General features: G+C 67.7%; 29 protein-coding genes and 1 tRNA gene. 13 read left to right on the forward strand and 17 right to left on the reverse strand.

The genetic code is table 11. The features are described 5' to 3' along the window. Nucleotides 1-180: hypothetical protein (locus MELE44368_RS07620; protein ID WP_206613713.1), on the forward strand; the 180-nt coding region annotated here is incomplete at its 5' end. Between the two features lie 71 nt (nt 181-251). Beyond that, complete coding sequence (locus tag MELE44368_RS07625; protein ID WP_128107955.1) at nt 252-527, forward strand: DUF4242 domain-containing protein; 276 nt, start codon at nt 252-254, stop codon at nt 525-527. Here MELE44368_RS07625 and MELE44368_RS07630 read toward each other — a convergent pair. Continuing rightward, nucleotides 524-1,999, reverse strand: a complete 1,476-nt coding sequence (locus MELE44368_RS07630) for a glutamate-cysteine ligase family protein (protein ID WP_128107956.1) — start codon at nt 1,997-1,999, stop codon at nt 524-526. The two genes, MELE44368_RS07625 and MELE44368_RS07630, sit on opposite strands and share 4 nt — an antisense overlap. Before the next feature lie 111 nt (nt 2,000-2,110). Between MELE44368_RS07630 and MELE44368_RS07635 the strand changes: the two genes are divergently transcribed. Further along, the gene (locus tag MELE44368_RS07635) at nt 2,111-3,259 is read left to right on the forward strand and encodes an acyltransferase family protein (RefSeq protein WP_128107957.1); all 1,149 of its coding nucleotides are present in this window, start codon (nt 2,111-2,113) and stop codon (nt 3,257-3,259) included. A 140-nt stretch (nt 3,260-3,399) separates the two neighbouring features. Here MELE44368_RS07635 and MELE44368_RS07640 read toward each other — a convergent pair whose 3' ends face one another. Then, on the reverse strand, nt 3,400-4,170 hold the full coding sequence (locus MELE44368_RS07640; protein WP_241566515.1) for a class I SAM-dependent methyltransferase: 771 nt from the start codon (nt 4,168-4,170) through the stop codon (nt 3,400-3,402). 51 nt (nt 4,171-4,221) lie between these two features. Here MELE44368_RS07640 and glpK point away from each other — a divergent pair, with 51 nt between their 5' ends. Beyond that, nucleotides 4,222-5,739, forward strand: a complete 1,518-nt coding sequence (glpK, locus tag MELE44368_RS07645) for a glycerol kinase GlpK (RefSeq protein WP_128108073.1) — start codon at nt 4,222-4,224, stop codon at nt 5,737-5,739. Nucleotides 5,740-5,753: 14 nt separating this feature from the next. On the opposite strand, the gene MELE44368_RS07650 is transcribed toward glpK, so the two are convergent. The 3 genes from MELE44368_RS07650 to MELE44368_RS07660 all read right to left on the reverse strand — a co-directional run bounded on the left by MELE44368_RS07650 (nt 5,754) and on the right by MELE44368_RS07660 (nt 7,966). Further along, a complete protein-coding gene (locus MELE44368_RS07650) occupies nt 5,754-6,626 on the reverse strand; it encodes an oxidoreductase (RefSeq protein WP_128107958.1) in 873 nt (290 codons plus the stop codon). Nucleotides 6,627-6,663: 37 nt separating this feature from the next. Continuing rightward, on the reverse strand, nt 6,664-7,347 hold the full coding sequence (locus tag MELE44368_RS07655) for a PadR family transcriptional regulator (RefSeq protein ID WP_128107959.1): 684 nt from the start codon (nt 7,345-7,347) through the stop codon (nt 6,664-6,666). Between the two features lie 88 nt (nt 7,348-7,435). Next, nucleotides 7,436-7,966: a PadR family transcriptional regulator gene (locus MELE44368_RS07660; RefSeq protein WP_128107960.1), complete on the reverse strand. Its 531-nt coding sequence runs from the start codon at nt 7,964-7,966 to the stop codon at nt 7,436-7,438. Between the two features lie 77 nt (nt 7,967-8,043). Here MELE44368_RS07660 and MELE44368_RS07665 point away from each other — a divergent pair, with 77 nt between their 5' ends. Further along, complete coding sequence (locus tag MELE44368_RS07665) at nt 8,044-9,387, forward strand: carotenoid oxygenase family protein (protein WP_128107961.1); 1,344 nt, start codon at nt 8,044-8,046, stop codon at nt 9,385-9,387. An 81-nt stretch (nt 9,388-9,468) separates the two neighbouring features. Here MELE44368_RS07665 and MELE44368_RS07670 read toward each other — a convergent pair whose 3' ends face one another. After that, nucleotides 9,469-10,329 (reverse strand): RDD family protein, encoded by an 861-nt coding sequence (locus MELE44368_RS07670; protein ID WP_128107962.1) that lies wholly within the window; start codon nt 10,327-10,329, stop codon nt 9,469-9,471. Between the two features lie 27 nt (nt 10,330-10,356). Between MELE44368_RS07670 and MELE44368_RS07675 the strand changes: the two genes are divergently transcribed. Next, nucleotides 10,357-11,349 carry a stage II sporulation protein M gene (locus MELE44368_RS07675; RefSeq protein ID WP_128107963.1) on the forward strand — a complete coding sequence of 331 codons (993 nt, stop codon included), beginning with the start codon at nt 10,357-10,359 and terminating at the stop codon, nt 11,347-11,349. Between the two features lie 91 nt (nt 11,350-11,440). Here the strand turns inward: MELE44368_RS07675 and MELE44368_RS07680 are convergent, their stop codons facing one another. From MELE44368_RS07680 to MELE44368_RS07700, 5 genes are read right to left on the reverse strand one after another with little or no spacing between them, the layout of a single operon-like run. Further along, entirely contained in the window at nt 11,441-12,763 is a 1,323-nt protein-coding gene (locus MELE44368_RS07680; RefSeq protein WP_128107964.1) for a DUF58 domain-containing protein, read from the reverse strand. Continuing rightward, nucleotides 12,763-13,737, reverse strand: a complete 975-nt coding sequence (locus MELE44368_RS07685; RefSeq protein WP_128107965.1) for an AAA family ATPase — start codon at nt 13,735-13,737, stop codon at nt 12,763-12,765. The genes MELE44368_RS07680 and MELE44368_RS07685 overlap by 1 nt, the downstream gene beginning before the upstream one ends. After that, nucleotides 13,734-14,897, reverse strand: a complete 1,164-nt coding sequence (locus MELE44368_RS07690; protein WP_128107966.1) for a DUF4350 domain-containing protein — start codon at nt 14,895-14,897, stop codon at nt 13,734-13,736. The genes MELE44368_RS07685 and MELE44368_RS07690 overlap by 4 nt, the downstream gene beginning before the upstream one ends. Further along, nucleotides 14,894-15,550, reverse strand: a complete 657-nt coding sequence (locus MELE44368_RS07695; RefSeq protein WP_128107967.1) for a DUF4129 domain-containing protein — start codon at nt 15,548-15,550, stop codon at nt 14,894-14,896. Before MELE44368_RS07695 ends, MELE44368_RS07690 begins: the two co-directional genes overlap by 4 nt. A 1-nt stretch (nt 15,551) precedes the next feature. After that, on the reverse strand, nt 15,552-16,763 hold the full coding sequence (locus MELE44368_RS07700) for a glycerophosphodiester phosphodiesterase family protein (protein ID WP_206613714.1): 1,212 nt from the start codon (nt 16,761-16,763) through the stop codon (nt 15,552-15,554). A gap of 80 nt (nt 16,764-16,843) precedes the next feature. On the opposite strand from MELE44368_RS07700, the gene MELE44368_RS07705 reads away from it, so the two are divergent. The 3 genes from MELE44368_RS07705 (at nt 16,844) to MELE44368_RS07715 (ending at nt 19,303) form a co-directional block, all read left to right on the forward strand. Further along, complete coding sequence (locus MELE44368_RS07705; protein WP_128107969.1) at nt 16,844-17,317, forward strand: GatB/YqeY domain-containing protein; 474 nt, start codon at nt 16,844-16,846, stop codon at nt 17,315-17,317. 37 nt (nt 17,318-17,354) lie between these two features. Then, the gene (locus tag MELE44368_RS07710) at nt 17,355-18,341 is read left to right on the forward strand and encodes an LLM class F420-dependent oxidoreductase (RefSeq protein WP_128107970.1); all 987 of its coding nucleotides are present in this window, start codon (nt 17,355-17,357) and stop codon (nt 18,339-18,341) included. 68 nt (nt 18,342-18,409) lie between these two features. Then, complete coding sequence (locus MELE44368_RS07715) at nt 18,410-19,303, forward strand: manganese catalase family protein (protein WP_128108074.1); 894 nt, start codon at nt 18,410-18,412, stop codon at nt 19,301-19,303. A gap of 49 nt (nt 19,304-19,352) precedes the next feature. Here the strand turns inward: MELE44368_RS07715 and MELE44368_RS07720 are convergent, their stop codons facing one another. Beyond that, nucleotides 19,353-19,937, reverse strand: a complete 585-nt coding sequence (locus MELE44368_RS07720; RefSeq protein ID WP_128107971.1) for a hemerythrin domain-containing protein — start codon at nt 19,935-19,937, stop codon at nt 19,353-19,355. Between the two features lie 92 nt (nt 19,938-20,029). Between MELE44368_RS07720 and MELE44368_RS26575 the strand changes: the two genes are divergently transcribed. After that, entirely contained in the window at nt 20,030-20,182 is a 153-nt protein-coding gene (locus tag MELE44368_RS26575; RefSeq protein ID WP_164890055.1) for a hypothetical protein, read from the forward strand. A 25-nt stretch (nt 20,183-20,207) separates the two neighbouring features. On the opposite strand, the gene MELE44368_RS07725 is transcribed toward MELE44368_RS26575, so the two are convergent. Next, a complete protein-coding gene (locus MELE44368_RS07725; RefSeq protein ID WP_128107972.1) occupies nt 20,208-20,879 on the reverse strand; it encodes a phosphodiesterase in 672 nt (223 codons plus the stop codon). Between the two features lie 116 nt (nt 20,880-20,995). On the opposite strand from MELE44368_RS07725, the gene MELE44368_RS07730 reads away from it, so the two are divergent. Together MELE44368_RS07730 and MELE44368_RS07735 are read left to right on the forward strand one after the other, a co-directional pair. Then, complete coding sequence (locus MELE44368_RS07730) at nt 20,996-21,685, forward strand: HemK2/MTQ2 family protein methyltransferase (protein ID WP_128107973.1); 690 nt, start codon at nt 20,996-20,998, stop codon at nt 21,683-21,685. Further along, the gene (locus tag MELE44368_RS07735; RefSeq protein WP_128107974.1) at nt 21,682-21,912 is read left to right on the forward strand and encodes a CDGSH iron-sulfur domain-containing protein; all 231 of its coding nucleotides are present in this window, start codon (nt 21,682-21,684) and stop codon (nt 21,910-21,912) included. The genes MELE44368_RS07730 and MELE44368_RS07735 overlap by 4 nt, the downstream gene beginning before the upstream one ends. Here MELE44368_RS07735 and MELE44368_RS07740 read toward each other — a convergent pair. Further along, nucleotides 21,892-22,950 (reverse strand): iron-containing redox enzyme family protein, encoded by a 1,059-nt coding sequence (locus MELE44368_RS07740; RefSeq protein ID WP_128107975.1) that lies wholly within the window; start codon nt 22,948-22,950, stop codon nt 21,892-21,894. The two genes, MELE44368_RS07735 and MELE44368_RS07740, sit on opposite strands and share 21 nt — an antisense overlap. Before the next feature lie 73 nt (nt 22,951-23,023). Here MELE44368_RS07740 and MELE44368_RS07745 point away from each other — a divergent pair, with 73 nt between their 5' ends. Continuing rightward, nucleotides 23,024-23,260, forward strand: coding sequence for a hypothetical protein (locus MELE44368_RS07745; protein WP_128107976.1), 237 nt, complete (start codon nt 23,024-23,026; stop codon nt 23,258-23,260). On the opposite strand, the gene MELE44368_RS07750 is transcribed toward MELE44368_RS07745, so the two are convergent. The 3 genes from MELE44368_RS07750 to cds1 form a co-directional block, all read right to left on the reverse strand. Beyond that, the gene (locus MELE44368_RS07750; protein ID WP_128107977.1) at nt 23,247-24,062 is read right to left on the reverse strand and encodes a mycofactocin-coupled SDR family oxidoreductase; all 816 of its coding nucleotides are present in this window, start codon (nt 24,060-24,062) and stop codon (nt 23,247-23,249) included. The two genes, MELE44368_RS07745 and MELE44368_RS07750, sit on opposite strands and share 14 nt — an antisense overlap. Nucleotides 24,063-24,173: 111 nt before the next feature. Next, nucleotides 24,174-24,247 (reverse strand) — tRNA-Pro (locus MELE44368_RS07755). Nucleotides 24,248-24,591: 344 nt separating this feature from the next. Then, nucleotides 24,592-25,689 (reverse strand): L-cysteine desulfhydrase Cds1, encoded by a 1,098-nt coding sequence (gene cds1, locus MELE44368_RS07765; RefSeq protein ID WP_128107979.1) that lies wholly within the window; start codon nt 25,687-25,689, stop codon nt 24,592-24,594. Between the last annotated feature and the right edge of the window lie 3 nt (nt 25,690-25,692).

Consider the following 25,692-nt stretch of genomic DNA (forward strand, 5'->3'; position numbering starts at 1 on the left):
GGCGGCAACGGCGGATTCGGCGGCGCCGGAGGGCCGGGCGGCAACGGCGGCGCCGGAACCAGCGAGGGCGGTGGGCTCGGGTTCGGCGGCACGGGCGGCGACGGCGGCAGCCCCGGCGGCGCGGGCGGTACCGGAGGCACCGGCAGCACCAACAACGGCAACAACGGAAACAACGGATGACGCCAGCCCCGGGTCGACGGTCGCCCCCGCCGTCGGCCCGGGGCACCCCGCACGACAGAAGGAGTCAACCGATGAAGAAGTTCATCATCGAGCGCGAGGTCCCGGAAGCCAGTGAGCTCACGACGGCCGAACTCGCCGAGATGTCAAGGAAATGCAACATCGCCGCGGCGTCGATGGGTGTTCCGTACCGGTGGGTCACCAGCTACGTCACCGGCGACAAGATCTACTGCATCCACGAAGCCGACGACGAGACGGTGGTGCGCGAACACGCGCGGCGGTGCGGCTTCAAAGCCACCACCTTGGCCGTCGTGATCGCGGAGTTCGGGCCGCACACCGCCGAGGTCTAGGGCTGGTCCCAGGTGTGCACGGGCTCGTTGCTGTGCATCCGTTCGCAGTACAACCGCAACATCTCGGCCAACGCGTCGGGCCGCGACATCCCGCCCTGCTGCAGCGCCGCCACGGTGGCCACCTGCCATGCCGACCCGTTGCGGCCGGTCTTGGCGCGGCCTTCGATCACGCCGAGGTAGCGGTCCCGCACCTCGCCGGCAACCTCCCAGCGGCGCAGCCCCTCATCGGCCATCGGCAACAGCTGCCGCAGCACCAGTTCGTCGGGGGTCACCTCGCCAAGCCCGGGCCAGTACAGCCGCGCGTCCATGCCCTCGCGCGCGGATTCGATGAAGTTATGTTGTGCCGCAGCAAAACTCATCTTCGTCCACAGCGGGCGGTCCTCTTCGGACAGCGTCCGCAGCGTGCCGTAGTAGAACGCGGCGTTGGCCATCATGTCGACGACGGTCGGCCCGGCGGGCAGCACCCGGTTCTCCACGCGCAGGTGGGGACGGCCATCAACCACGTCGTACACCGGACGGTTCCAGCGGTAGATGGTGCCGTTGTGCAGCCGCAGCTCGGCCAGCCGCGGGGTGCGGCCCTGCGCGAGTTCAAAGGCCGGGTCCTCGTCGGTCAGCTCGGGAAGCAGCGACGGAAAGTAGCGCACGTTCTCCTCGAACAGGTCGAAGATCGAGGTGATCCAGCGCTCGCCGAACCACACCCGCGGCCGCACCCCCTGCGCCTTGAGTTCGTCGGGGCGGGTGTCGGTGGCCTGCGCGAACAGCTCGATGCGGGTTTCGGCCCACAGGTGATGGCCGAAGAAGTACGGGGAGTTGGCGCCGAGCGCGAGTTGCGGGCCGGCCAACACCTGCGCGGCGTTCCAGTTCTGCGCGAACTCGGCCGGTGAGACCTGAAGATGCAGCTGCATGCTGGTGCACGCGGACTCCGGTGCGATCGACTCGGTCTGCAGGCTCAGCCGTTCGGGGCCTGCGATGTCGATGAGGATGTCCTCGCCGCGGGCGGTGAAGATGGAGTCGTTGAGCGCCTGGTAGCGGGTCGATTCGCTCATCCACCGGCCGGACAGGTGTTCGGGCATCAGCGTCGGCAAAATGCCGATCATCACGATGTGCGCGTCGTGGTCGTTGGCCTTACTCTCGGCCGCGTTGAGGCTGGCCCGCACGTCGTTCTCCAGCTCGAGCGCCGCCCGGCCAGGCAGTGGCCGCGGGGGAACGTTGAATTCGATGTTGTACGCGCCCAATTCGGTTTGGTAGGCGGGGTCGGCGATCGCCTCGAGAACCTCCTGGTTGGTCATGGCGGGCTGATACGCGGAGTCGACGAGGTTGCACTCGATCTCCATGCCGGTCAGCGGCCGCTCGAACTCGAAACTGGATTGGTTGAGCATGGTTTCGAAGACGTCGAGGCACTGCTGCACCTTGCGCCGATACTCACGCCGGTGCGCGTGGCTGAAGTCGGTCTGCTTCACATCTTCGCCCACACCGCCGATGGTTCAGTGTCGGTGACGCTTGCGCAAGTAAATCGCCCATAATCAGCGCGAACAGGACGTGACCGCCACCCGGCCCTGCGGCCGAGACCGCATACTGGGCGGGTGAGCAGGCCGGCAACCGACGACCTCGACCAGGGCGGCCTGGAGCAGGTCGCCACCGTCGACCGGGTCGCCTCGCTCACCGGCATAAGGGCCGTCGCAGCGCTGCTCGTCATGGGCACCCACGCCGCGTACGGCACGGGCACATACAACCGCGGATATGTCGGGCTGGTTTTCGCGCGGATGGAGATCGGTGTCGCGATCTTCTTTGTGCTGTCGGGCTTTCTGCTGTTCGGCGGGTGGGTGCGCGCGGCCGCCGCGGGCACCCAGCCGCCTTCGGTGAAGCGTTATGCCCGCAACCGGGTGCGACGCATCATGCCGGCCTATGTGGTCACGGTGCTGATCGCCTACGTCGTCTACGAATTCCGCGAGATCGCACCCAATCCCGGCCACACCTGGCACGGCCTGGCCCGCAACCTCACCCTGACGCAGATCTACAGCGGCAACTACGTGATTGCATACATGCATCAGGGGCTGACCCAGATGTGGAGCCTGGCCGTCGAGGTGGCGTTCTACGCGGTGCTGCCCGCGCTCGCATACTTGATGCTGGTGGTGCTGTGCCGGCGCCGGTGGCGACCCGGACTGCTGTTGGCAGCCCTGGCCGCACTGGGCGCGCTGAGCCCGCTGTGGCTGCTGGTGATCCACACCACCGACTGGCTGCCCAACGGAGCGGGCCTGTGGCTGCCGCACTACCTGATCTGGTTCGTCGGCGGCATGATCCTTGCGGTGTTGGCGGTCAACGGAGTTCGTTGCTACGCGATGGCGGCGCTGCCGGTGGCCGTGGTCGCCTATCTGGTGGTGTCCACCCCGATCGCGGGCCGAACCGATGCTCCCGCATTGGATTTGAGCGAAGACATCGCGAAGGTGATGTTCTATGGGGCGATCGCCACCTTGGTGGTCGCACCGTTGGCGCTCGGCAACCGCGGTTGGTATGCGCGGCTGCTGGGCAGCAGGCCCATGGTGTGGCTCGGTGAAATCTCCTACGAGATCTTCCTGGTGCATGTCATCGTGATGGAGATCGTGATGGTGTCGGTGTTGCGTTGGCCGGTCTACACCGGTTCGGTGATCGGATTGTTCGCCACGACGCTGGCTTTCAGCATTCCGGTCGCGTGGCTGTTGCACCGGTTGACCAGGCCCAGGGTTCGCCGGTGACCGTTTGAAGGTGCAGCCGCTGGGAACTCACGACCTGTGACCACCGTGCGACGGGCAGTGCTGACGTTCCTTGCGGGCCACCCGCAGGTGTACGACATCCTGCACGCGGTGGTGGGCATCTACACCGAGCGTCGCGCACGTCAGCGACGCGCGAGCACCACCTGTGGACTCACCAGCCCGCCGCGCAGCTGAACCTCGATGGCCGGGTCGGCGTGCGCCGCAAGTGCTCGTAGCGCCGAGGGGCTGTAGGAGCGCAACGAGCTGATCACCCCGTCGTGCACGAACGGGACCAGCGGCGCGAACGGCAACATCACCGCCAGGCGGGCCAGATGCAGCGGTGACGGCGGCCGGGGCAGATCGATGATCAACAGCGTGTCCGCGACCCGGGTGCCTTCGGCGAACGCCCGTGACGCCTGGGGCGGCGTCAGATGGTGAAACGACAACGCGAACACCGCCAGATCGAAGTGGCGGTCGGGTGCGTCGATGTCGGTGGCGTCCATCCGCCGTACGGTCACCCGCGGATGCGCGCCGAGGTCACCAGCGGCGATCGCGGCCACCGACGCCGGGTCCACGTCGGTCACGGTCAGTTCGGCCGTGGGATGCCACTCGAGCAGCTTGCGCGACAACCCGCCGTGCCCGGCGCCGAGTTCCAGGATCTTCGGATCGGCCACCTCGGCCAGCTCGTCGAGGACCAGATGCGCGAAACGCTCTGTCTCGCCGAAGAATTGCCCCGTCCACTCCAGGGCCTGGATGACAGCGCGCTTGCGTTCCTGACCGGCGGCGTCGGCGTCGGTGTCGCGGTCGAGGTACTCGAGCCGGTCGGTCTGCAGCAACCGGTCCACGCAGGACGCGTCCGGGCCGCCGCGGGGCATGCGCGCGATGTCGGCGACTGAACGGGTCATGTAGACCATGATGGACGATTGCGACCGCCCTCAACCAGGTGAAGTGACAGGAGCATGACATTGGCCGAGTTCGTCGCCGCGATCGACCAGGGCACCACCAGCACCCGCTGCATGATCTTCGACCACGGTGGCGCCGAGATCGGCCGCCATCAGCTCGAGCACGAGCAGATCCTGCCGAAGGCCGGCTGGGTCGAGCACAACCCGGTCGAAATCTGGGAGCGCACGGCGGCGGCGATCCAGTCGGCGCTGAACAACACCGATCTGTCGGCAGGCGACCTGGCCGCGCTGGGCATCACCAACCAGCGCGAGACGACACTGGTGTGGAATCGGCGAACCGGACGACCGTATTACAACGCGATCGTGTGGCAGGACACCCGCACCGACCGCATCGCCTCGGCCTTGGAGCGCGACGGCCGCGGTGACGTGATCCGCCGCAAGGCGGGTCTGCCGCCCGCCACGTATTTCTCCGGCGGCAAGCTGCAGTGGATCCTCGACAACGTCGACGGGGTGCGCCGCGACGCCGAGAACGGCGACGCGATCTTCGGCACCGCGGACACCTGGGTGCTGTGGAACTTCACGGGCGGAACCCGCGGCGGGGTGCACGTCACCGATGTGACGAACGCCAGCCGCACGATGTTGATGAACCTGGAGACGCTCGACTGGGACGACGAACTGTTGTCGTTCTTCGGGATTCCGCGCCAGATGCTGCCGGAGATCCGGCCGTCGTCGTACCCGGCGGCCTTCGGAACCACCCGCGACGACGGGCCGGTCGCGGGTGAGGTGCCGTTGACCGGGATTCTCGGCGATCAACAGGCCGCGATGGTCGGCCAGGTGTGTCTGTCCGCCGGCGAGGCCAAGAACACCTACGGCACAGGTAATTTCCTGCTGCTCAACACTGGCGAGAAGATCGTGCGCTCCGAGAACGGGCTGCTGACCACGCTCTGCTACCAGTTCGGTGACACCAAACCCGTGTATGCCCTAGAGGGTTCGATCGCGGTCACCGGATCGGCGGTGCAGTGGCTGCGTGACCAGCTCGGCATCATCCCCGACGCCGCGCACAGCGAGGCGCTGGCGCGGGAGGTCGCCGACAACGGCGGCGTGTATTTCGTGCCGGCTTTCTCCGGGCTGTTCGCACCGTACTGGCGCTCGGATGCCCGCGGCGCGATCGTCGGGCTGTCGCGGTACAACACCAACGCGCACCTGGCCCGCGCGACGCTGGAGGCGATCTGCTATCAGAGTCGTGACGTCGTCGACGCGATGGAAGCCGACTCCGGGGTGCACATGGAGGTGCTCAAGGTCGACGGCGGCATCACCGCCAACGATCTGTGCATGCAGATCCAGGCCGACGTGCTCGGGGTCGACGTCGTCAAGCCCGTCGTCGCCGAGACCACGGCGCTGGGCGCGGCCTACGCGGCCGGGTTGGCCGTCGGGTTCTGGGAGAACGCCGACGACCTGCGGGCCAACTGGCAGGAGGGCAAGCGCTGGACGCCCCAGTGGAGCGAGGAACAGCGCGCCGAGGGCTACGCCGGTTGGCAGAAGGCGGTGCAGCGCACGCTGGACTGGGTCGACGTCGAGTAGCGATTTGTGTGCGTTCAGGCGGCGGCGTCGAGTTCGCGTTTGGTTTCGTCGTCGAGTTCGATGTCGGCGACGGCGGTGTTCTCCTCGAGGTGACTCACCGACGACGTGCCCGGGATCAGCAGCACGTTCGGGGCGAGCGACAGCGTCCACGCCAACGCGACCTGCGCGGGCGTGCGACCAAGCCGCTCGGCCTCGCGCCTGACGGCCGGATGCCCGAGCACCGGGTTGTCGGGCACGAACGCCGAGCCGAGCGGAAAGAACGGGACGAACGCGATGCCGTGCTCGATGCAGGCGTCGAGCACCGGCTGCGATGACCGGTCGACGAGGTGGTAGGCGTTCTGCACACAGACGATCTCGGTGCGGTCCAACGCGATTCGCAGGTGCTCGGCGCTGACGCTCGACAACCCGATGCCGCCGATGAGGCCCTCGTCGCGGGCGGCGATCATCGCGGTGAGCTGACGGTCGAACAGGTCGCGGTCCACAGGCGGCGCCGCGGCGGGGTCGCCGGAGTGCAGGCGCAGATTGACCGCCGCCAGCCGGTCGGTGTCGAGCGTGCGCAGGTTCTCCTCGATGCTCGCCCGCAGGTCGTCGGGTTCCTGCGCGGGCAGCCAGGCGCCGGCCTCGTCGCGTCGGGCCCCGACCTTGCTGACCAGCGCGAGGCCGTCCGGATACAGGTGCAGCGCCTCACGAATCAACTCGTTGGCGACGTTGGGTCCATAGAACTGCGCGGTGTCGATGTGGTTGATGCCCAGCTCGATGGCCCGGCGCAGCACCGCGATCGCCGTGTCGTGGTCGCGGGGCGGGCCCAGCACCCCCGGCCCCGGCAGCTGCATGGCGCCGAAGCCGACGCGTCCGACATGAAATGAGCCCAGCGGAAAGGTCTGCATGGTTCATACGTACACCGCTCCCGCCGGGCTTATTCCACTATTCCGACTCGCCGAGGATCCCGTAGATCTGGCGGCGGGCATTGTTGACGATGTCGAGAATGCGTTGCCGCTGTTCCTCGTCGGCGGCGAAGGCCGACTGCGCGACGGCGCCCATCAACTGCGTCACCGCGTTGTGCAAGTCGACGTGGCCGGGTTCGATGCCGTCGGCGATCGCCTCCCACGGGGGAGTCTCCACCTTCTCGGCGGCGGCGCGCCCCTCTTCGGTCAGCTCGAAAAGCTTTCTGCTGCCGTCTGATTCGGATGCGGTGATCAGGCCTTCGTCGACGAGCAGCTGCAGCGTGGGATACACCGACCCGGGGCTCGGCCGCCACAGGTTCTGACTGCGCTCGGCGATCTCCTGGATCATTTCGTAGCCGTGCATCGGCCGCTCGACGAGCAACTTGAGGATGGCGGCGCGGACGTCGCCGCGGCGGCCACGGCCGCGTCCGCCGCGGCGACCGCCACGCGGGCCCGGACCGAAACCGAACCCGAACGCCGGGCCGCGCCACCCGGGACCGAAGCCGGGAGGGCCCTGGAAGCCGGGGCCGTCGTGCTGGCGGACATGCTCTCGCAGATGGTCGCGGAAATCGCGGCGGCCCTGACGGCGCAACTGATGAAGGGCTCGCCAGTCGCCGGCGCCGAACCCGAAACCCCCGGGCGGGGAGGCAAATGGAGTGGACATTGGGCGCTCCTTGGTCTGTGGTGTGCGGACGCACCGAGACGTTCTCGATACGTTGACGATATATCGAGAACTATCGGTGATGCAACGCTTAGTTGCGGCGTCCGCGGCGATCCATGGCTTCGATGACCGATTGCGCCCATTGGGTGTGCATCTCGTTGGAGCGCAAACCGAAGTCCAGGGCCGCGTGCGCGAAAAACGACCCCTCGTCGTCGGTCCACTCGACGGAGTCGCGCAACTCTTCAAGCCGCTTGCGCTCGGCGGCGCCGTGCTCGGCCATCGCGGCCAACTGCTCACGGGCCTGGTCAGGCGGGATCTCGCCGAGCAGAAACACCCGCAACAGGGCTGCGCTGCGAAACGGCGGATCCTCCTGCGGATTGGCCACCCACCGGCGCAACTCCTCGCGGCCGGCATCGGTGATGCGGTACTCCTTGCGCCCACGCGCGCCGATGTTCGACACCTCGATCAGCCCGCCGGCCGCGAGCTTGTTGAGCTCGCCATAGAGCTGGCTCTGGGTGGCCGGCCACACGTTGGCCATCGACTCCTCGAAACGTCGAAGCAGGTCATATCCACTGCCCGGCTGCTGAGCGAGCAGTCCAAGCGCCGCGATGCGAAGGCTCACGCCGCAATATTACCTCCAGTATTGACATGTCATAAGTGACATGTCAGTGTGGTCCCGTCGCGCGTTAGGAGATGCAGATGACCGACACCTCAGATTCCTCGACCCTGTTCGGCTCCGACCAGTTCTTCCTGCGGGGCAACTACGCCCCGGTCACCGACGAACTCACCGAGTTCGGCCTGCCCGTCGAAGGAACGATCCCGCCCGAACTCGATGGCTGGTACCTGCGCAACGGGCCCAACCCGCGCCAGGCCACCGCGCACTGGTTCGTCGGCGACGGCATGATCCACGGTGTGCGGATCGAAGCCGGCCGCGCCGCGTGGTACCGCAACCGCTGGGTGCGTACCGACAGCTTCGAAAACGACTTCCCGCTCTACAACGCCGACGGCACCCGCAACCTGCGTTCCAGCGTCGCCAACACCCATGTGGTCAACCACGCAGGCAAGACGCTGGCGCTCGTCGAGTCCTCGCTGCCCTACGAGATCACCAACGACCTGGAGACGTTGGGCGCCTACGACTTCGGCGGCAAGTTGGCCAACTCGATGACCGCGCACCCGAAGATCTGCCCGACGACCGGGGAGATGCACTTCTTCGGCTACGGAAGCATCTTCGCGCCGCACGTCACCTATCACCGCGTCGAGGCCAACGGTGAGCTGAGCATCAACCGAGGGCTGGACGTTCCTGCGTTGACGATGATGCACGACTTCGCGTTGACCGCCAACTACGTCGTGTTCCTGGACCTGCCGATCGTGTTCGACCTCGACATCGCGATGAAGGGCGAAGCCGACATGCCGTATCGCTGGGACGACAACTACGGCGCGCGGTTCGGGGTGCTGCGCCGCGACGATCCCTTCGGTGAGGTGCGGTGGTTCGACGTCGACCCGTGCTACGTCTTCCACGTCGCCAACGCCTACGACACCGGTGGTGACCGCATCGAGCTGCACGCGATGCGGTACCCCGAATTGTGGCGTGACAGCGGCGGTTTGGACGTCGACGCGGTGTTGTGGAGCTGGAGTATCAACCTGCGGACCGGCGCGGTCACCGAGCGTCAACTCGACGACCGGCCCGTGGAGTTCCCCCGGATCGACGATCGACTGGCCACGCTGCCGGCCCGCTATTCGGTCTCGGTGGGCGACAAGAAACTGGTGCGCTACGACCTGGGCACCGGCGCCGCCGTCGAGCACGCCTTCGGCACCGCCGAATCACCCGGCGCCCCCGGTGAGGCGGTGTTCGTGCCATCGACGTCAGGGCCCGCCGATGAGAGCAGCGGCTGGTACCTCTGCTACGTCTATGACCCGTCGCGCGACGGCAGCGACCTCGTCGTCATCGACGCATCGGACTTCGCCGGCCCGCCCGTCGCCAGAATCAAGCTGCCCCAGCGGGTTCCGTTCGGCTTCCACGGAAACTGGATCAGCGCCGGCTGACGTTCCGTTCCTCGGCCGCGAACGTTCCTTACCGCTCGACAAATCGCCGAATTTTCGACTGGTACGGAACGTTCGCGGCCGCTAGCTCGGGGGTGTGAAGCCGCCGGGGTCTGGCGACGGCGGCGAACTCGGCGGAGGCGGTGGAGGTGGTTGGTGTGTCGGCCACTGCGGTTGTGGGGTCGCGGGAGACGCCTTCAGTCGCGCCAGCTCCCGACGGTGCCGCTCGGCCAGCACCGCGGCCAGCACCTGCTGCGGGGGAGTGCCGGGCGGTGGCGGGGGTGAAATCTGTGCGACGACGTCGGCGGCGATCCGGTAGGCCATCTGGTCGCGTACCGTCGGATTCAATTGCGTTGCCCGGCTGAGAAACTGCCGCGCCAGCTCCGCCTGGTCGGGGCGCAGGCCGGACAACTGCAGCGACGCCGCCCACCACGCCAGGTGTGGCGGCATCATCGGCGGTGGGGCCAGCCGCGGTGCGCGCTCGCTGATCACCACGGTGCCGGCGAAGATGTCGCCGATCCGCTTGCCCTTCGCCGACAGCAGGCTGCAGATCACCGCGGGCCCACCGGTGAACATCCAGATCTCGATCACCCCGGACAGCGCGCGAAACAGCGCCTGCCGGAAACGCTCCGGGCCTCCATCGTCGGACACCACCCGCAGCCCCATCACCAGCTTGCCCAGCGAGCGACCGCGCGTCGCCGTCTCCCAGGCCAGGGGATAGCCGACCAGCGTGACGACCGTGAAGATGATCAGCACCGCGCCCGACAACGCCGGATCGAACCGGTCCAGTGTCGAGGCCCACAGCACCACACCGGTGATGTAGAAGATCAACACCACCGTCAGGTCGATGAGCGCCGAGGCCACCCGAACCGGTAGCTGGGCGATCTGAACATCGAGGACCACGGCGTCGCCGGTGACGACGACCGGTTGTTGCTGGCCGACCATGATTTGCACGCTACTAGGATTCGCGGTGTGGATGTCGACGCGTTCGTCCAGACGCACCGGCCGACGTGGGCCAGGCTCGAGCAGCTGGTCAAGCGGCGTCGCAGGCTGACGGGCGCCGAGGTCGACGAACTGGTCGACCTTTACCAGCGGGTGTCGACACATCTGTCGATGGTGCGCACCGCCTCCACCGACGCGGTGCTGATCGGGCGGCTGTCGAGCCTGGTAGCCCGGGCTCGGTCGGTGGTCACCGGTGCACACGCGCCGATCTGGCGGGAGTTCGCCCGGTTCTGGACGGTGTCGTTTCCCGTTGTGGCCTACCGGTCGTGGCGCTGGTGGCTGGCCACCGGGGTGGCCTTCTTCATCGTCGCCGCGTTGATCGCCGTCTGGGTGGCAGGCAGCCCCGAGGTGCGGGCCACCATCGGGACCCCCAGCGAGATCGAGCAGATGGTCAACAACGATTTCGCGTCGTACTACAGCGAGAATCCCGCGGGGTCGTTCGCTTTGCAGGTGTGGGTCAACAATGCGTGGATCGCGGTGCAGTGCATAGCGTTTGCCATCCTGCTCGGAATCCCGATTCCGTACATCGTGTTTCAGAACGCCGCCAACCTCGGGGTGGCCGCGGGTCTGATGTTCGGAGCCGGTAAGGGCGACATCTTCCTCGGACTGATCACCCCGCACGGGCTGATCGAACTCACCGCGGTGTTCCTGGCCGCTGCCGTCGGGATGCGGCTGGGCTGGTCGGTGGTGGCACCGGGTGACCGGCCGCGAACGCAGGTGTTAGCCGAACAGGGCCGCGCGGTCGGCGCGGTCGCCATCGGACTGGTGGCGGTGCTGCTGGTCGCGGGGCTGGTCGAGGCGCTGGTGACGCCCTCGCCGTTGCCGACGGTTGTCCGCGTCGCCATCGGTGTGGCCGTCGAAGTCGCGTTCCTGGCCTACATCGTGTACTTCGGCCGGAAGGCCGCGCGGGCCGGAGAGACCGGTGATCTCGAGGACGCCCCCGACGTCGTCCCCACCCGCTAACCCGCGCGCGTCATGCAGCGCGAGCAGACGTGAAAACCCCCGAAAGCAGCGATTTTTGGGGGTTTTCGCGTCTGCTCGCCGAAAAAAGGCGTCACAGGCGGCCGGCGGCTTTCATCGCCAGATAGTGGTCTGCCAGCGCCGGTGCGAGGTCTTCGGGGGGTGCGTCGACGACGTCGACGCCCGCGCGCAGCAGCCGGGCCGCGATCGATCGCCGGTCGTTGCGGGCGCGTTCGGCCGCGGCCGCGTCGTACACCTGCGCGGCGTCGGCACGCCCGGCCGCCAGCTTCTCCACCCGCGGATCGGCCACCGCCGCGATGAGCACCTCGTGCTTGGCCGACAACTGGGGCAGGACGCCCATCAGCCCCTCGTCGAGCGCCGACGCGTTGAGGTCGGTGAGCAACACCACGAACGCGCGTCGGCGCACTCGCCGCTGCACCGCCGAAACCATCGCCCGGGCATCGGATTCGACCAGAGCGGGCTCCAGCGGCGCCATCGCCTCGACCAACTGGGCGAGCAGTTCGGTGCGTGACGCGTTGAACACCGCCGCGCGGGTCACCCGGTCGTGGGCCAGAAAGTCGACATGATCGCCCGCCCTGGACGCCAGCGCCGCCAGCAGGAGTGCAGCATCCATGAACCAGTCCAGCCGGGGCCAGCCCGCAGGGTCGTGGGCGGTCGGGTCCACGCCGACGCGACCGGCCGACGTGCGTCCGGTGTCGAGCACGATGACCACCCGCTGGTCTCGCTCCGGGCGCCAGGTGCGCACCACGACGTCGCCGCCACGAGCCGTGGCGCGCCAGTCGATCGAGCGGACATCGTCGCCGACGACATACTCGCGCAGCGAATCGAACTCGGTGCCCTGACCGCGGATCAGCACTGGTGTATTACCCTCCAGTTCGCGTAGCCTGGCCAGCCGCGACGGAAGGTGCTTGCGGGAGAGAAACGGCGGCAGTATCCGGATCCGCCAGGGCACCCGGTGCGAGGTCTGCCTGCCCGCCAGCCCCAGCGGCCCCACCGAGCGCGCGGTGACCAGGTCCGAAGTCTGATCGCCACGGCGCACCGGCGACAGTATTGTCACGAGCCGAACCTGTTGCCCCGCCGTCACATCGACCGTGTGTGTGCGGGGGCGCGCCCGGCCGCTCGGGGGCCACGCGTCGCGGATGACACCGCGCAGCCGCCGTCGGCCGAGGTTCTCGACGACCAACACGGCCGCCACCGGCTGGCCCAACCTCGCAGCGGTATCACCGGACCGTTCGAAACGCAGCCGACGCGGGCTCGCCGCCAACGCGCCATCGATCGCCATCGCCCCGACCAGCACCGCCAGTAGCACAGCGAAAGTTTCTGCCGGCCAAGGTGAAACCGCGATCGGCAGAACCAGAAGAAGCGCGACCAGGCCGGTACGGCGGGTGAGAACCACTAGCGCGGCACCGGTACGGCCGCGAGGATGGCGTCCAGCACAGTGTCGGGATGCGCGCCCTCGAGCTCGGCCTCCGGCCGCAGTTGGATCCGGTGTCGCAGCGTGGACCGCGACATCGCCTTGACGTCGTCGGGGGTCACGTAGTTGCGGCCGGACAGCCAGGCCCACGACCGGGCGGTGGCCAACAACGCCGTCGCCCCGCGCGGTGACACACCCAGCTGAAGCGCCGGCGAATTCCTTGTCGCCGCGGCGATGTCGACGATGTAGCCGAGCACCTCATCGGCAACCAACACCTGCCGCACGGCTTCGCGCCCGGCGCGCAGATCAGCGGCGCCGGCGACGGGCCGAACGGCCGACAGATCCCGGGGATCGAAGCCGCGGGCGTGCCGGTCCAGGATCGCGATCTCCTGCTCGCGGCTGGGCAGCGGAACGTTGAGCTTGAGCAGGAACCGGTCCAGCTGGGCCTCGGGCAGCTGATAGGTGCCCTCGTACTCGATCGGGTTCTGCGTGGCCGCGACGATGAACGGATCGGGCAGCGGCCGGGCCTCGCCCTCGACACTGACCTGACGTTCCTCCATCGCCTCCAGCAGGGCCGCCTGGGTCTTCGGTGGAGTGCGGTTGATCTCGTCGGCCAACAACAGGTTGGTGAACACCGGCCCTGCATGGAACTCGAATTCGGCTGTGCGGGCGTCATACACCAGCGACCCGGTGATGTCGCCGGGCATCAGGTCCGGGGTGAACTGGACGCGTTTGAAGTCGAGTTGCAATGCCGCGGCCAGCGCGCGGACCAACAGGGTCTTGGCCACGCCGGGTACGCCTTCGAGTAGCACGTGCCCCCGGCACAGCAGCGCGATCACCAGTCCGCTGACGACGGCGTCCTGCCCGACGACGGCCTTGGCGATCTCCGTGCGCAGCGCCAGCAGGGCGTTTCGCGCTTGTTCCGATTCGGCTGTCGGGCTAGCTGGCTGAGTCACGACTGTGCGACCTGCCTTTCGAGGTTGTCGAGTTCACGGGCGAGGTTTACCAGATGGCTGTCGTCGGCCGGCGGCGGACCGAACAGTGTGTGCGCCACCTGCTGCGGGGGTAGCCCGCAGCGTTCGGCGACCGACTGCACGATCGCGGTCGAGTCGGCGCCGCGGCCGAGGCCGAGCCGAGGCACCATCCGCTGCAGGGTGGCCGTCCGCAACGCGTCGGCGGCGCGGTCCCGTGAGCGGGTGGACCGATACAGCCTGCCGAGGCCTTCGACGGTCTCCGACGCGCGCACCACCACGGGAATCTTCTCCGCGACCAGGGGCCCGACGCGACGGCCCTTCCAGAAGGCCAGCAGGACCACGACGAGGCCGAGCTGCCACACGATCCAATTGACGCGGTCCGGGATCATGTCGAAAATACTTGCTGCGCCGTCGGATTCACCTTCTAGACGCTGCGGCGCGTACCAGATCACACGCGGATTGGTGCCGACGAGGTTCATCGCCAACGCCGCGTTGCCCTGCTTGAGCAGCCCGCCGTTGGTCATGAAGTCGGCGCTGCCCACGACGGTGATGACCCGTCCGTCGTCGGTGTAACGCACCAGCGCCCCGCCATAGCACCGGGTCACGGCGGCGTCACCGGCCGCCTCGTAGGCGTCGCTGATGCCGAACTGCACTGTGCCGGCGCGGGTGGCCTCCCGCAGGTCGCAGTTCGGCGCGTCGTCACCGTAGGTTGTCGAACCGCTGCGCTCGACCTCCGGCGCCAGCGCCTCGCGGGTACGCGATATCGGTTGCACGACAAGACGATCCCCAGGAAGTGCGGCCAGCCGCCGCAGGATGTCCTCGTCGACCAGGAAATAGGTTTGCACCACCACGATCAGCGTGTCGGGTCCGGCCGCCGCTTCGACCGCGGCGATATCCGGCGCCTCGACCACGTCGACACCCTGTTCGCGCACCACGGTGACCAACGCCCGCGCGCCGTCCGCCGATGTGGAGGTGGCTTCCATCCGCCCGCCAGGTGTCGGCGTCATCAGATACGTGGTCAGCAGCGCGAGGCCGACGATGACGAGGAGCGCGAGCACCACCCACCGGGCACCGCGTAACCGTTGCCGCAGTGGGGGCGCCACGACGGAGTCGGGCACCGCCTGGTCGGTGGCTGCGGTCATCGCACCTCCGCCCAGCCGTCGGTGGATACCGGTGTCACCGCCCCGCCCGCGCCTGATGCCGGATGGGTGCGTCTGAGCCGGTCGTCGAGGTCGACGATGAGTCGGTAGGCGGCCTCGGTACCAGGTCGCTCGCCGTAGGTGACGTCGTTGAAAGCGGTTGCGGCCACGTGCAGTTGGTCGGCGAGTTCCGGCAGCACCCGTCCGGCGTCGCGGGCGAGTTCGGTGGCTGTTCGCCCGGGGACGGGTTCGAGCACCGCCGACTCTTCGAGTTGGCGGGCGACGGCGCGCAGCCGGTGGCGGATCGCCGGCGCCCAATCACCGGCGGCGGCAAACTGTTCCGCCGTCCGGCGGTGCTGGGCCGCGCTCAGGTCGTACCCGGAGAGCACCGCGTGCTCGCCGGATCGTGCGGTGCGCATGGTGTGGCGAATCACGCGGACCGCGACGATCAGCGCCACCGCCACCAGGATCCCGAGGACTGTGATGGTCAGCCAGCCGCCCGGCATCGAGGACGCCTCGCTGAGCAGCCGATAAAGCAGGTCGTTGAACCAGTCCTCGATGCGGTCGGACAGTGACGCCTTGGGGTAGATGGGCTTTGCGAGTTCGCGCTGCGCGATTTCGTGGGCGGCATCGCGGTCGATATCTATCGTCAGCACGTCAGCTCTGGCCGGTCAGCCACAAATGGTCGGTCGATTCGGCCGGGGCGCCGGGCCCGTAGCCGGCGCCGGTCTGCAACACCAGGTCGAACGCCTCGGTGCGGATCCTGGCGTCGGTGTACTGCAGCACCACCACACCGGCATTGAACGGTGAGGTGATGATCTGTCCGATCGCACTGCCGACGGACAGCAGGACCAGCGCGACCAACGCCATCACCGTGGATGACGCGGCCATCATGAGCATCTGACCACCGAAGCTGAACGGGATCGCGACCGCGACAGCGATCATCTGCGCGACGATGGCGGCCAGCAGTCGGATGCCCAGCACCCGCCAGAAGTTCGGCTTGACCAACCGGAACGACCGCAGCACGGCCGCGACGATGCCGTGGCGCTCCAGCACGATGATCGCCGGCACGAAAGTCAGCATGGTGCCGAGGTAGAACAACGCCGCGATGAGCCCGAACACGAGCGGAACGGCCAACACAACCGCCGCCGCGCCGCCCGCGGCGAATCCGATCCACGCGATGAGCCCCACCACTGCGGCGATCAACAGGACGGCGCCGAGCACCTCGAGCACGGAGAAGCCGATCAACGCCCACAACCGGCCCCGAAGGCGTTGCCACGCTTGTCCGATGGTGATGCCGGCGCCGAACACCGCACGGCCCACGACGACGGTGAGCAGGCCGCTCAGCAAGATGGCAGCCAGCCCGCTGGCGACGCCGCCGGCGATACTCGACAGCGAGGAGCCGAGCAGTAAGTCGGTCGAAACCTCTTCACCGCTGAGTGCCGGGTCGAGCTGTCCCGCGACGGCCAGCGGCCCCACCGACAACACGAGCGCGAGCAGTTGGGTGATCACGACCACGACGGTGGTCAGCCCCAGGGTCGCCTTGGGGTTGGCGCGGATGTAGGTGATGGCGCCGTTGAAGATGTCTGCCAGTGTCAGCGGCCGCAGCGGGATGACGCCGGGCCGAAGCGGCGGTGGGGCGCCGTAACCGGGTGGGACACCGTACCCGGGCGCACCGTACCCAGGTGGCACGCCGTAACCGGGCGGCGGCCCGTAACCAGGCGGCGCACCGTAACCGGGTCCGGCATAAGGCGGCGCGCCGTAACCCGGCGGCGGATAGCCCGGCGGATATCCGGGCGTCCCGTATCCGGGTGGATAACCCGACGTCGGTGGGCCGGGCATGGCGGGTCCACCGGCGGGGTTACTCATGGTCACCATCCTGTCGGCCGCGGCGCGAATTGACAACGTCGTCGGCAGCGACGCGCCGTCGTCGGCGTAGGTTTGGCCTCATGTCCGAAACCCCGACACTCAAGAAGCGGTTGCGCGCGGACCTGACGGCAGCGATGAAGGCACAGGACAAACTGCGCACCGCGACGCTGCGGATGCTGCTCACCGCGATCGGAAACGAGGAGGTGGCGGGCAAGACCGCGCGGGAGTTGACCGACGACGAGGTGCTCAAGGTGCTGGCCAGGGAGTCCAAGAAGCGTGGCGAGGCGGCCGAGATCTACACCCAGCACGGCCGCGGCGAGCTGGCCGCCAACGAGCACGCCGAGGCGCGCGTCATCGACGAGTATCTGCCGACGCCGCTCACCGACGCCGAACTGGCCGACGTCGTCGACACGGCGATCGCGCAAGTCGCCGAGGAGATCGGGGAACGGCCGAGCATGAAGCAGATGGGCCAGGTGATGAAGGCGGCGACGGCCATCGCCGCAGGTAAGGCCGACGGCGCCCGCCTCGCCGCGGCGGTCAAAGCCCGGCTGTAGCCGGTTTTCCGGGAAGGCGCCCGGGTACCCAGAAGCCATGACGCGCTTCGGATACACCCTGTTGACAGAACAAAGCGGGCCCAAAGAGCTTGTCCACTACGCCGTTTCGGCAGAACGCGCCGGTTTCGACTTCGAAGTGAGCTCCGACCACTACTTTCCGTGGCTGTCGTCCCAAGGCCACGCGCCCTACGCGTGGTCGGTGCTCGGTGCCGTCGCCCACGCCACGGAGCGGATCGAACTCTTCACCTACGTCACCTGCCCCACCCTGCGCTACCACCCGGCCATCGTCGCGCAGAAGGCCGCCACGCTGCAGATCCTCGCCGACGGGCGGTTCACCCTCGGCCTCGGCACCGGCGAGAACCTCAACGAGCACGTGGTCGGCAAACGCTGGCCGACGGTGACCCGACGCCAGGAGATGCTGCGCGAAGCCATTCAGATCATCCGCGAGCTGTTCACCGGGGAACTCGTCGACTGGAAGGGCGAGCACTTCGAGGTCGACTCCGCGCGGCTGTGGGACCTGCCCGACACCCCGGTGGCCATCGCCGCCGCCGTCTCCGGCGAACGGTCCGTGAACACGTTCGCGCCGCTGGCCGACCATCTGATCGCGGTCGAGCCGAACAAGGACCTCGTCGACGCCTGGCACGACGCGCGCCGCGCCACCGGCCTGCCGGGCGACGTGCGCGTCGTCGGGCAGATCCCGATCTGCTGGGATCCCGACCGCGACGCCGCTGTGCGGCGCGCCCACGACCAGTTCCGGTGGTTCGCCGGAGGCTGGGCGGTCAACTCCGATCTGCCGACGACGGCTGGGTTCGACGGTGCGACGCAGTTCGTGCGCCCGGAGGACGTCGCCGACTCGATCCCGTGCGGACCGGATCTCGACGCGATCGTCGACGCGGTGAGCAAGTACTGGGAGGCCGGGTTCACCGACATCGCGATGGTGCAGATCGGTGATGAGGACCAGGATCTGTTCCTCAAGGAGGCGGCCGGCCCACTCCTGGAAAAGCTGCGATCCGCCGCGGCGTGAACAGTTTGGGGCAGTTCACCCCGGGTATCCGGCCCGGATCTGAACAGTCCAACAGCCGGGAGGCGCCCATGTTCGTCCACAACAAAGATCTCCAGTTCGAGGTTCGGGTCAGCGAGCCGGACCCTCGATTCGCCACCCTGCTTCAGGAACAGTTCGGCGGCGCCAACGGCGAACTCAAGGCCGCGATGCAGTACTTCACGCAGGCATTCGTGCTGCGCCAGAAGAACCCGAAGATGTACGACCTGTTCATGGACATCGCGACCGAAGAGTTCAGCCACCTGGAGATGGTCGGGTCGATGATCACGATGTTGCTCGACGGCCTCAACGACGACCTCAAGATGGCCAACGAGCGATGCGACTGGATGCCCGCGGTGGCCAGCCGCGACGGCCGCGACGAGATCATCCACAGCGTGGCCGTCAATCCGTTGTTCTTCACGCTGTCCGGGGGTGGTCCGGACGTCAAGGACTCCGCGGGCGTGCCGTGGCAGGGCACCTTCGTCAACGCCAACGGCGATCCGACCGTCGATCTGCGCAGCAACCTGGCGGCCGAGTCGCGCGCGAAGATCGTCTACGAGTACCTCAAGCAGTTCACCGACGATCCGGGCGTGCAGGACACCCTGACGTTCCTGATGACCAGGGAGGTCGCCCACTTCCAGCAGTTCACCGCGGCCCTCAACGAGCTGCCGGTGAACTTCCCGCCCGGGCAGCTGCCCGGTGACGACCGGTTCCAGAACGTGGCGTTCAACATGTCCAACGGCGCGGGCTCCGTGCGGGGACCGTGGAACGAGGGCCAGGGGCCGTGGCCCGAGGGCATGAAGTGGGACTACGTCGAAAAGCCGGAGCAGCAGTGGCTTGGAACCAAGAAACGGGAGAACAAGGGCGACCAGCGGTGCCCCGAGGGCCAGCCCGCGGTGCAGAGCGAAAAGCCGTTCACCCACGAGCAGCACACCGCCACCAGCTGATCGAGTCCGAAAAAGGCCGGTGCTCAGCGGCACCGGCCTTTTCGCGCGCTCACTTCATCTGGGGGTCGGGTGGATTGTCGGCTTCGCGGCCGCTGGCGGCGTCGCGGACGTGGTCGACCAGCGCGGCGCCCATCCCCGTCGTCTTCTGCACCAACGAGTTACCGGGTGTGTCCGGGTGTGGCCGCGTCGGCGCCACCTTCTTGGCGGCTTCCAATTTGTCACCGATCTTTTCGCGGTCCTCCCGGCTCACCGCGGCCTCGAACTTCGGCCACACCACCTCCTGCTCGTAGCGGATGTGCTCCCGTCCGACCTTGACGAACTCTTGCAGCGCGTCGTGATAGTCGGTCTCACCGGGGTTTCCGTCTTCGAGACGCTGCAGAAGTTTCTTGCCGGCCTGCTCCTGGCTGATGGCCTCGTCGGCCAGCTCGTCGCCGTCCTCGAGCGCGTCGCGCACCGCCGGCCAGAAGAACTGCTCCTCGATCGCCTCGTGTTGGGACTCGGCGATCACCAGGTTGGTGACCATGGTTGCCAACCCGCTGCGCTGGGCGCCGTCACCGGTCGGCGCCCCGTCGAGCACCTCCAGCATGCCGAGCACGCTCTTGTGGTCTTCACGCAGAAACTTCAGTGCGTCCATTTCCTTGCCTCTTACCTTCCGAGAGTCATAGTCCGCTGCGCATACCCGAGGCCAGGCGGTTGAAACAGACCCGCGGCGGGTAGTTGGATTCCATGACGCGCGGAAAAGGAATCTACGACGACGAAAACGCCGACGGGCCCAAGGGCGGTCGGCCGGGACCCAAAGACGAAGGCAACGAAGGCGGAATGGCAACCCGCGAGGTCGCTCCCGATGTCGCGGAATCCGGCGGCGAGCCGACAGCCTGAAAGACCCCTTGAAAGACCCGGGGTGTCACTGCGTGTCGCGACCCTCACGACTGCGCCGATAGGCCGCGCGCCGAAACTCCCCGAGCCATCGCGGAAGCAGCGTGACGTCGGGGTCGCTGTGCAACGTCGGATCGAACGCGACGTCGTCGCTGCTTGGGTCGAGATGGCGAAGCGTCAGCCGCGCCAGCGGCTGGAACTGCCCGGCCCCCGGCGCCTGATCGATGTCGAAAACCAGTCCATCTGAATCGATTTGGTCACGCACCGCTTGCAATGACAGCCCACTGGACTCCAGCGGGGTGACCAGCTTGGCCCGCACCCACCATGCGGTACCGCGGTATTGCAACGGCATCAGGCTGGAGAACGTCGCGCCCTGCCACCGAACGATCGGCGAGAGCACCATCCGGCTGCCGCCGAGCGTCGACGCCAGCAGCACGTCCCACGGCGTGCAACCGTGCAGGTCCTGCGGAGGCGGCATGCGCCACGCCACCCCGGCGACGTCCGGCAACGGTCCCGGCAGCCCGCCACCCTTCGACACCCTGGCGACCACGTCGCACGACCTCATCGGCAGGCCTTCGCCGTCGGGTGCGATCCGCTCGAGCAGCCCTTCGGCGAGCACGCCATTGGGGTGAAACAACCGGCGACCGCGCAGGGCCGCGCCGAGCCGGACCGGCAGCGCAGCGATGTCAGAAGTACCCACGGTGGTGGTGTGCCCGCGTACCGCTGGAACAAAACCGGGTTTCAATCGCCGGGATATAGGGCATTAATTCACGGCTAGTGCTGCGACGCCGCAGTGAACTTTGTCGAAAGGCCGATGTGACTACTGCCTACACCGACCTGAGTAGCCCGGTCGCAGTCGAGGGTGTCTATGCCCCGCAAGAGGACTCCCAGCTTCTCATTGATGTCATGGAGAAAACCGGTCTGGCGCAGGACCACCGGGTCGCCGACCTGTGCACGGGTTCCGGCGTGGCCGCCATCGCGGCCTACGAGCAGGACGCCGCACAGGTCACCGCGTTCGACATCTGCGCCAAGGCGGTGCACTGCGCACGCAACAACGCTGCGACCGCAGGCGCCGACGTCGCGGTGCACCTGGGCTCGTGGGCGCGTGCCGTGGAGTTCGGGCCCTATGACCTGGTGATCTGCAACCCCCCGTACCTGCCGCACGATCCCAGCCTCGACGACGCGCTGCCGTCGCACATCGGGCCCGCCCGCGCGTGGGATGCGGGGTTCGACGGCCGCCTGGTTCTGGACCCGTTGTGCGCGGCGGTGCCCGCGCTTCTGGCCCACGGTGGTTCGTTGCTGGTGGTGCAGTCCGAGTTCGCGAGCCCGCGACAGACGCTGGGCGCCTTGGCCGCCGCCGGGCTGGACGCGGAAATCGTTGCTTACCAATGGATCCCATTCGGGCCGGTGCTGACCTCACGGGCCGAATGGCTGGAGCGCACCGGCCGCCTCGAGCCGGGGCGCCGCGAGGAGGAACTCGTCGTGATCCGAGCCGACAAGCCATGAGCGACAGTCAGCCGCGCACAGTGCGGATCGTTCAGTCGGGACCGATGATGGTGCAGGGCCCGGTGCGAATCGAGTTGCCCGACGGCAGCGTCGTGGAGTCCGACCGGTTCATGGTCGCGATCTGTGCGTGCAAGCGCAGCAAGGATTATCCGTTCTGCGACACCAGCCATCGGTGCAAACGTCGCGCCGAGGCGACCAAGAAGTCGTCAGACAAGCGGTCGGCGTAGCGACGAGCGGTTGTCGGTCCAGCAGTCCATCAGGTGCTTGGCCAGCCGCTCTTCCACCACGTCGCGGGCCCGGATCCCGAACACCACATCGCGTTCCAGCTGCGGTTCACGCGCGACCAGATCCCCGACGACGTCGGTACGCACGACCTGTTCGTGAACGGCATCGGCGACGACGTGCTCCTGATAGAACGCCACGCACGGTTCGGGGGCGCCCATCCGTTCAAGGGCCTGCACCAGCCGGCGCGAACCGGGCGAGGAGGTGATCTCCGTCGACGCGAAGTGCCCGATGGTGGCCCCGCGAAGCTCCCGGTGCAACCCGAACAGCGACATCAGGTTGACCGAGGCCAGCGCATCGGCCGACACCGAGTCGAGGTAGCCGAGGTAGGACGAATCCAGCCCCGCGGCATCCATGAGGTCGGCGTACAACTGCTGGTGGACGTGTTCGCCACGGCCGCCGCCGAATTCGTCGAACTCGACCGCGACGAAGGCGGCCTTGGCGTGTCCGGCCAGCCGGGGGATCGCCCAGGCGTGCGGATCGGCTTCCTTGAGGTGATACACCGAGCGATGCACGAAGTACTCCTGCATCTGCTCCCAGGTGCCCTTGTCGCGCAGATAGTAGGACGGACCGTCACCGTCGACGGGTTCGACCGAGAGTTTGTCCATCTCGGCCGCGGCGGTGTCCTCGGCGGAGATGGGACCGACATCGTGGCGCACCGCGCTGAGGAAGATCTCCTCGAGGCGGCCCCGCAGATGCAGCAACGACGGATTCCACTCCCAGCGGGGGCTGACCCCCGCGAACCCGCGATAGTGCAGCTCGTAGCAGATGTAGAGCGCCAGCTGCATGTCCAGCCCGTAGGGGTCGGCCTCGGCCACCGGAACATCGATCGGGTGGGCGTGCAGCGCGGGGCGATCCCGGCGCAGCAGGTCGATGATGGTGGCGGACAGCGGCCCGACGGCCTGGGGCAAAGCGGGTTCGACGAGAGCCGAGGGCGTAGAAGACGTAGAAGACAGGGTCACGGCCTTGCTTATTCCCCGCATCGGTGCCGGTCAAACCGTTTAGACGTCCGCTCTCGCGGGTAGCCGGCAGGCAACATGGGTCGAGGGGATCGCAATGTTGGAGCTGGACGTGCTTCTGGCGCTTTACTTCTGTGGCTGGGTCGTCGTCTCGATAGGTCTGTATGTCGCGGGTAGGCGGTTCGCGGACGACGCCGCGCCGCACACGTTCGGGGTCAGCGTCCTCGGCGGGGCGGTGTGGCCGCTGCTGCTTGTCGGCGTGGTCGAGGCGAGCTCCATCGTGGTGCTGACCAAACTGCAGCCGAAGCCGGCCGAGGACGTCAGCGTTTGTTGAGCATGCCCGCGTCGACGGGCACGACGCTGCCGGTCACGTAGCGAGCGTCGTCGGAGGCCAGCCACGCCACCGCGTTGGCGACGTCGCGCGCCTCGACGCAGTCGACCGGCATCGCGTTCTCCAGCACGCGGGCGAAGGCGGGTTCGTACTGCTTGAGCAGGCTGAGATCGCCGTTGTTCGACATCGGCGTCGCGACCGTGGTCGGCGCCACGCTGTTGACCCGGATGTAGTGCGGGGCAAGGTAATTGGCGTATGCACGCATCAGGCCGACGACGCCGTGCTTGGCGGCGGTGTACCCGAGCATCCCGCCGGAGACCACCGGGGCGCCGATGAGGCCGCCGGTCGAGCTGGTCAGGATGATCGATCCGCCGCGGTCCTGCGCGAGCAGCGTCGGCACGGCGACCCGCAGCGTGTTCCACACCCCTTTGAGATTGACGTTGACGACGTCGTCCCACTGCTCGTCGTCGGAGGCCATGCTGCCCGGGCCGATGCCGGCGTTGGCGACCACGATGTCCACCCCGCCGAGCTCGGCCACGCCGTCGTCGAAGGCCTTCTGGAGTGCCGCGACGTCGCTGACGTCGGCCTCGCGGGCCACGATGCGCCGGCCGAGGGACTCGACCTGCTGCACGGTCTCGGTCAAGTCCTCCGGCGTGGACATCGGGTAGGCCACGGTGGCGTATTGCGCGCACACGTCGACCGCGATGATGTCGGCGCCCTCCTCGGCGAGGCGGACCGCGTGCGCGCGGCCCTGGCCACGCGCGGCCCCCGTGATGAAAGCGACCTTGCCCTCGACCTTGCCCATGGCTACTCCCCGTTTCAGCGTCCCGAAGTCAGATGCCGCAGACAGTAGCGGTGGGTGGTTATCCAGAAGGCGAAACGAATCGAGTTCGCAGGAAGTCCTGCATTCACTGAGTCGGGGTGGCGGGATTTGAACCCACGACCTCTTCGTCCCGAACGAAGCGCGCTACCAAGCTGCGCCACACCCCGCGTGAAGCCACGACAGCCTATCGCACCGGCGGGGGGCAAAGCCAAACGCTCCGGCGCCGCGTTCGCCTCGCGATTTCTACCGCAGGGCTGTGGAAATGGTCCCGCGCACGACCCTGGTGCAGAAATCGCGAGCGGGGCGGATCCTGCGACCGGCGATTGTGGGCTGCGACACGCCGAGGGATGGATGGCGATGTCGGTGGCGTTATGCACACTGACGCACAAGACGACGAAGCGAGGCGTGCGATGACCGTGCTAGGCGCATCCATCTACGTGGGTTTCTTCATCCTGGCCGCGCTGTGGCTCTTCCTGACCTCTGACGGCCCCCTGCTCGACGGGTCCGACGATCACCGCAAGCGACCCGAGCGTTCGAACTCGGACAGCACCGCGGCGGCACCGGAGGAGTCCAGCCCCTGGCTGGTCAGCCACTCGTCGCAGAAGTAGGTGTCGTCGTAGCGGTCGCCGCTGTCGGCCAGCAGCGTGACCACTGAGCCACTACGACCTTCGGCCAGCATCTCCGCCAGCAGCCCGAACGCACCCCACAGATTCGTGCCCGTCGACGGGCCGACCCGCCGGCCCAGCACGGCGCTGGCATGGCGCGCCGCGGCCACCGATGCGGCGTCGGGAACCATGACCATCCGATCGACCACGTCGGGCAGAAACGAGGGTTCCACCCGTGGCCTGCCGATCCCTTCGATGCGTGACGACATCCCGGTCACCACGTCGCGGCCCTCCACGTACGACGGGTAGAACGCCGAGTACTCCGGGTCCACCACGCACAGCTTGGTGGCGTGACGGCGGTAACGGATGAACCTGCCGATCGTCGCGCTGGTGCCGCCGGTGCCCGCGCCGACGACGATCCAGTCCGGTATCGGATGGGCCTCGTCTCGCATCTGCTCGAAGATCGACTCGGCGATGTTGTTGTTGCCGCGCCAGTCGGTGGCCCGCTCGGCGTTGGTGAACTGGTCGAGATAATGACCGCCGGTCTCCGCGGCGAGCCGCTCGGCCTCCTCGTACATCTGGGATGACTCGGCGACGAAATGGCAACGGCCGCCTTGTGATTCGATGAGTGCGATCTTGCTGGCGGAGGTGGACTTCGGCATCACCGCGATGAACGGCAGGCCCAGCAGCGCGGCGAAGTAGGCCTCCGAGACCGCCGTCGACCCCGAGGACGCCTCGATGACCGTGGTGTTCTCGTGGATCCAGCCGTTGCACAGCCCGTACAGGAACAACGACCGCGCCAGCCGGTGCTTGAGGCTTCCGGTGATGTGGGTGGATTCGTCCTTGAGGTACAACTGCAGGTCGCAGCGATCCGCCCAGGACGACGGCAACGGGTAGCGCAGCAGGTGGGTGTCGGCGCTGCGCCGGGCATCGGCCTCGATGAGGCGGACGGCATTGTTGACCCACTCGCGCGAATGGTCCCGGGTGGCGACGGCGCTCCGCAAGGC

The sequence above is a fragment of the Mycolicibacterium elephantis DSM 44368 genome (assembly GCF_004014805.1).
Lineage (GTDB): Bacteria > Actinomycetota > Actinomycetes > Mycobacteriales > Mycobacteriaceae > Mycobacterium > Mycobacterium elephantis.

Bases quoted from the DNA above. Each gene is read 5' to 3' on its own strand.
- MELE44368_RS07655 (WP_128107959.1), bottom strand. From the start codon at position 7,347: ATGTCCACTCCATTTGCCTCCCCGCCCGGGGGTTTCGGGTTCGGCGCC.
- MELE44368_RS07625 (WP_128107955.1), top strand. From the start codon at position 252: ATGAAGAAGTTCATCATCGAGCGCGAGGTCCCGGAAGCCAGTGAGCTC.
- MELE44368_RS07665 (WP_128107961.1), top strand. From the start codon at position 8,044: ATGACCGACACCTCAGATTCCTCGACCCTGTTCGGCTCCGACCAGTTC.
- MELE44368_RS07740 (WP_128107975.1), bottom strand. From the start codon at position 22,950: ATGCGGGGAATAAGCAAGGCCGTGACCCTGTCTTCTACGTCTTCTACG.
- MELE44368_RS07650 (WP_128107958.1), bottom strand. From the start codon at position 6,626: ATGCAGACCTTTCCGCTGGGCTCATTTCATGTCGGACGCGTCGGCTTC.
- MELE44368_RS07715 (WP_128108074.1), top strand. From the start codon at position 18,410: ATGTTCGTCCACAACAAAGATCTCCAGTTCGAGGTTCGGGTCAGCGAG.
- MELE44368_RS07735 (WP_128107974.1), top strand. From the start codon at position 21,682: ATGAGCGACAGTCAGCCGCGCACAGTGCGGATCGTTCAGTCGGGACCG.
- MELE44368_RS07700 (WP_206613714.1), bottom strand. From the start codon at position 16,763: ATGAGTAACCCCGCCGGTGGACCCGCCATGCCCGGCCCACCGACGTCG.
- MELE44368_RS07750 (WP_128107977.1), bottom strand. From the start codon at position 24,062: ATGGGCAAGGTCGAGGGCAAGGTCGCTTTCATCACGGGGGCCGCGCGT.
- MELE44368_RS07745 (WP_128107976.1), top strand. From the start codon at position 23,024: ATGTTGGAGCTGGACGTGCTTCTGGCGCTTTACTTCTGTGGCTGGGTC.
- MELE44368_RS26575 (WP_164890055.1), top strand. From the start codon at position 20,030: ATGACGCGCGGAAAAGGAATCTACGACGACGAAAACGCCGACGGGCCC.
- MELE44368_RS07720 (WP_128107971.1), bottom strand. From the start codon at position 19,937: ATGGACGCACTGAAGTTTCTGCGTGAAGACCACAAGAGCGTGCTCGGC.
- MELE44368_RS07670 (WP_128107962.1), bottom strand. From the start codon at position 10,329: ATGGTCGGCCAGCAACAACCGGTCGTCGTCACCGGCGACGCCGTGGTC.
- MELE44368_RS07690 (WP_128107966.1), bottom strand. From the start codon at position 14,897: ATGACCGCAGCCACCGACCAGGCGGTGCCCGACTCCGTCGTGGCGCCC.
- MELE44368_RS07710 (WP_128107970.1), top strand. From the start codon at position 17,355: ATGACGCGCTTCGGATACACCCTGTTGACAGAACAAAGCGGGCCCAAA.
- MELE44368_RS07640 (WP_241566515.1), bottom strand. From the start codon at position 4,170: ATGGTCTACATGACCCGTTCAGTCGCCGACATCGCGCGCATGCCCCGC.
- MELE44368_RS07705 (WP_128107969.1), top strand. From the start codon at position 16,844: ATGTCCGAAACCCCGACACTCAAGAAGCGGTTGCGCGCGGACCTGACG.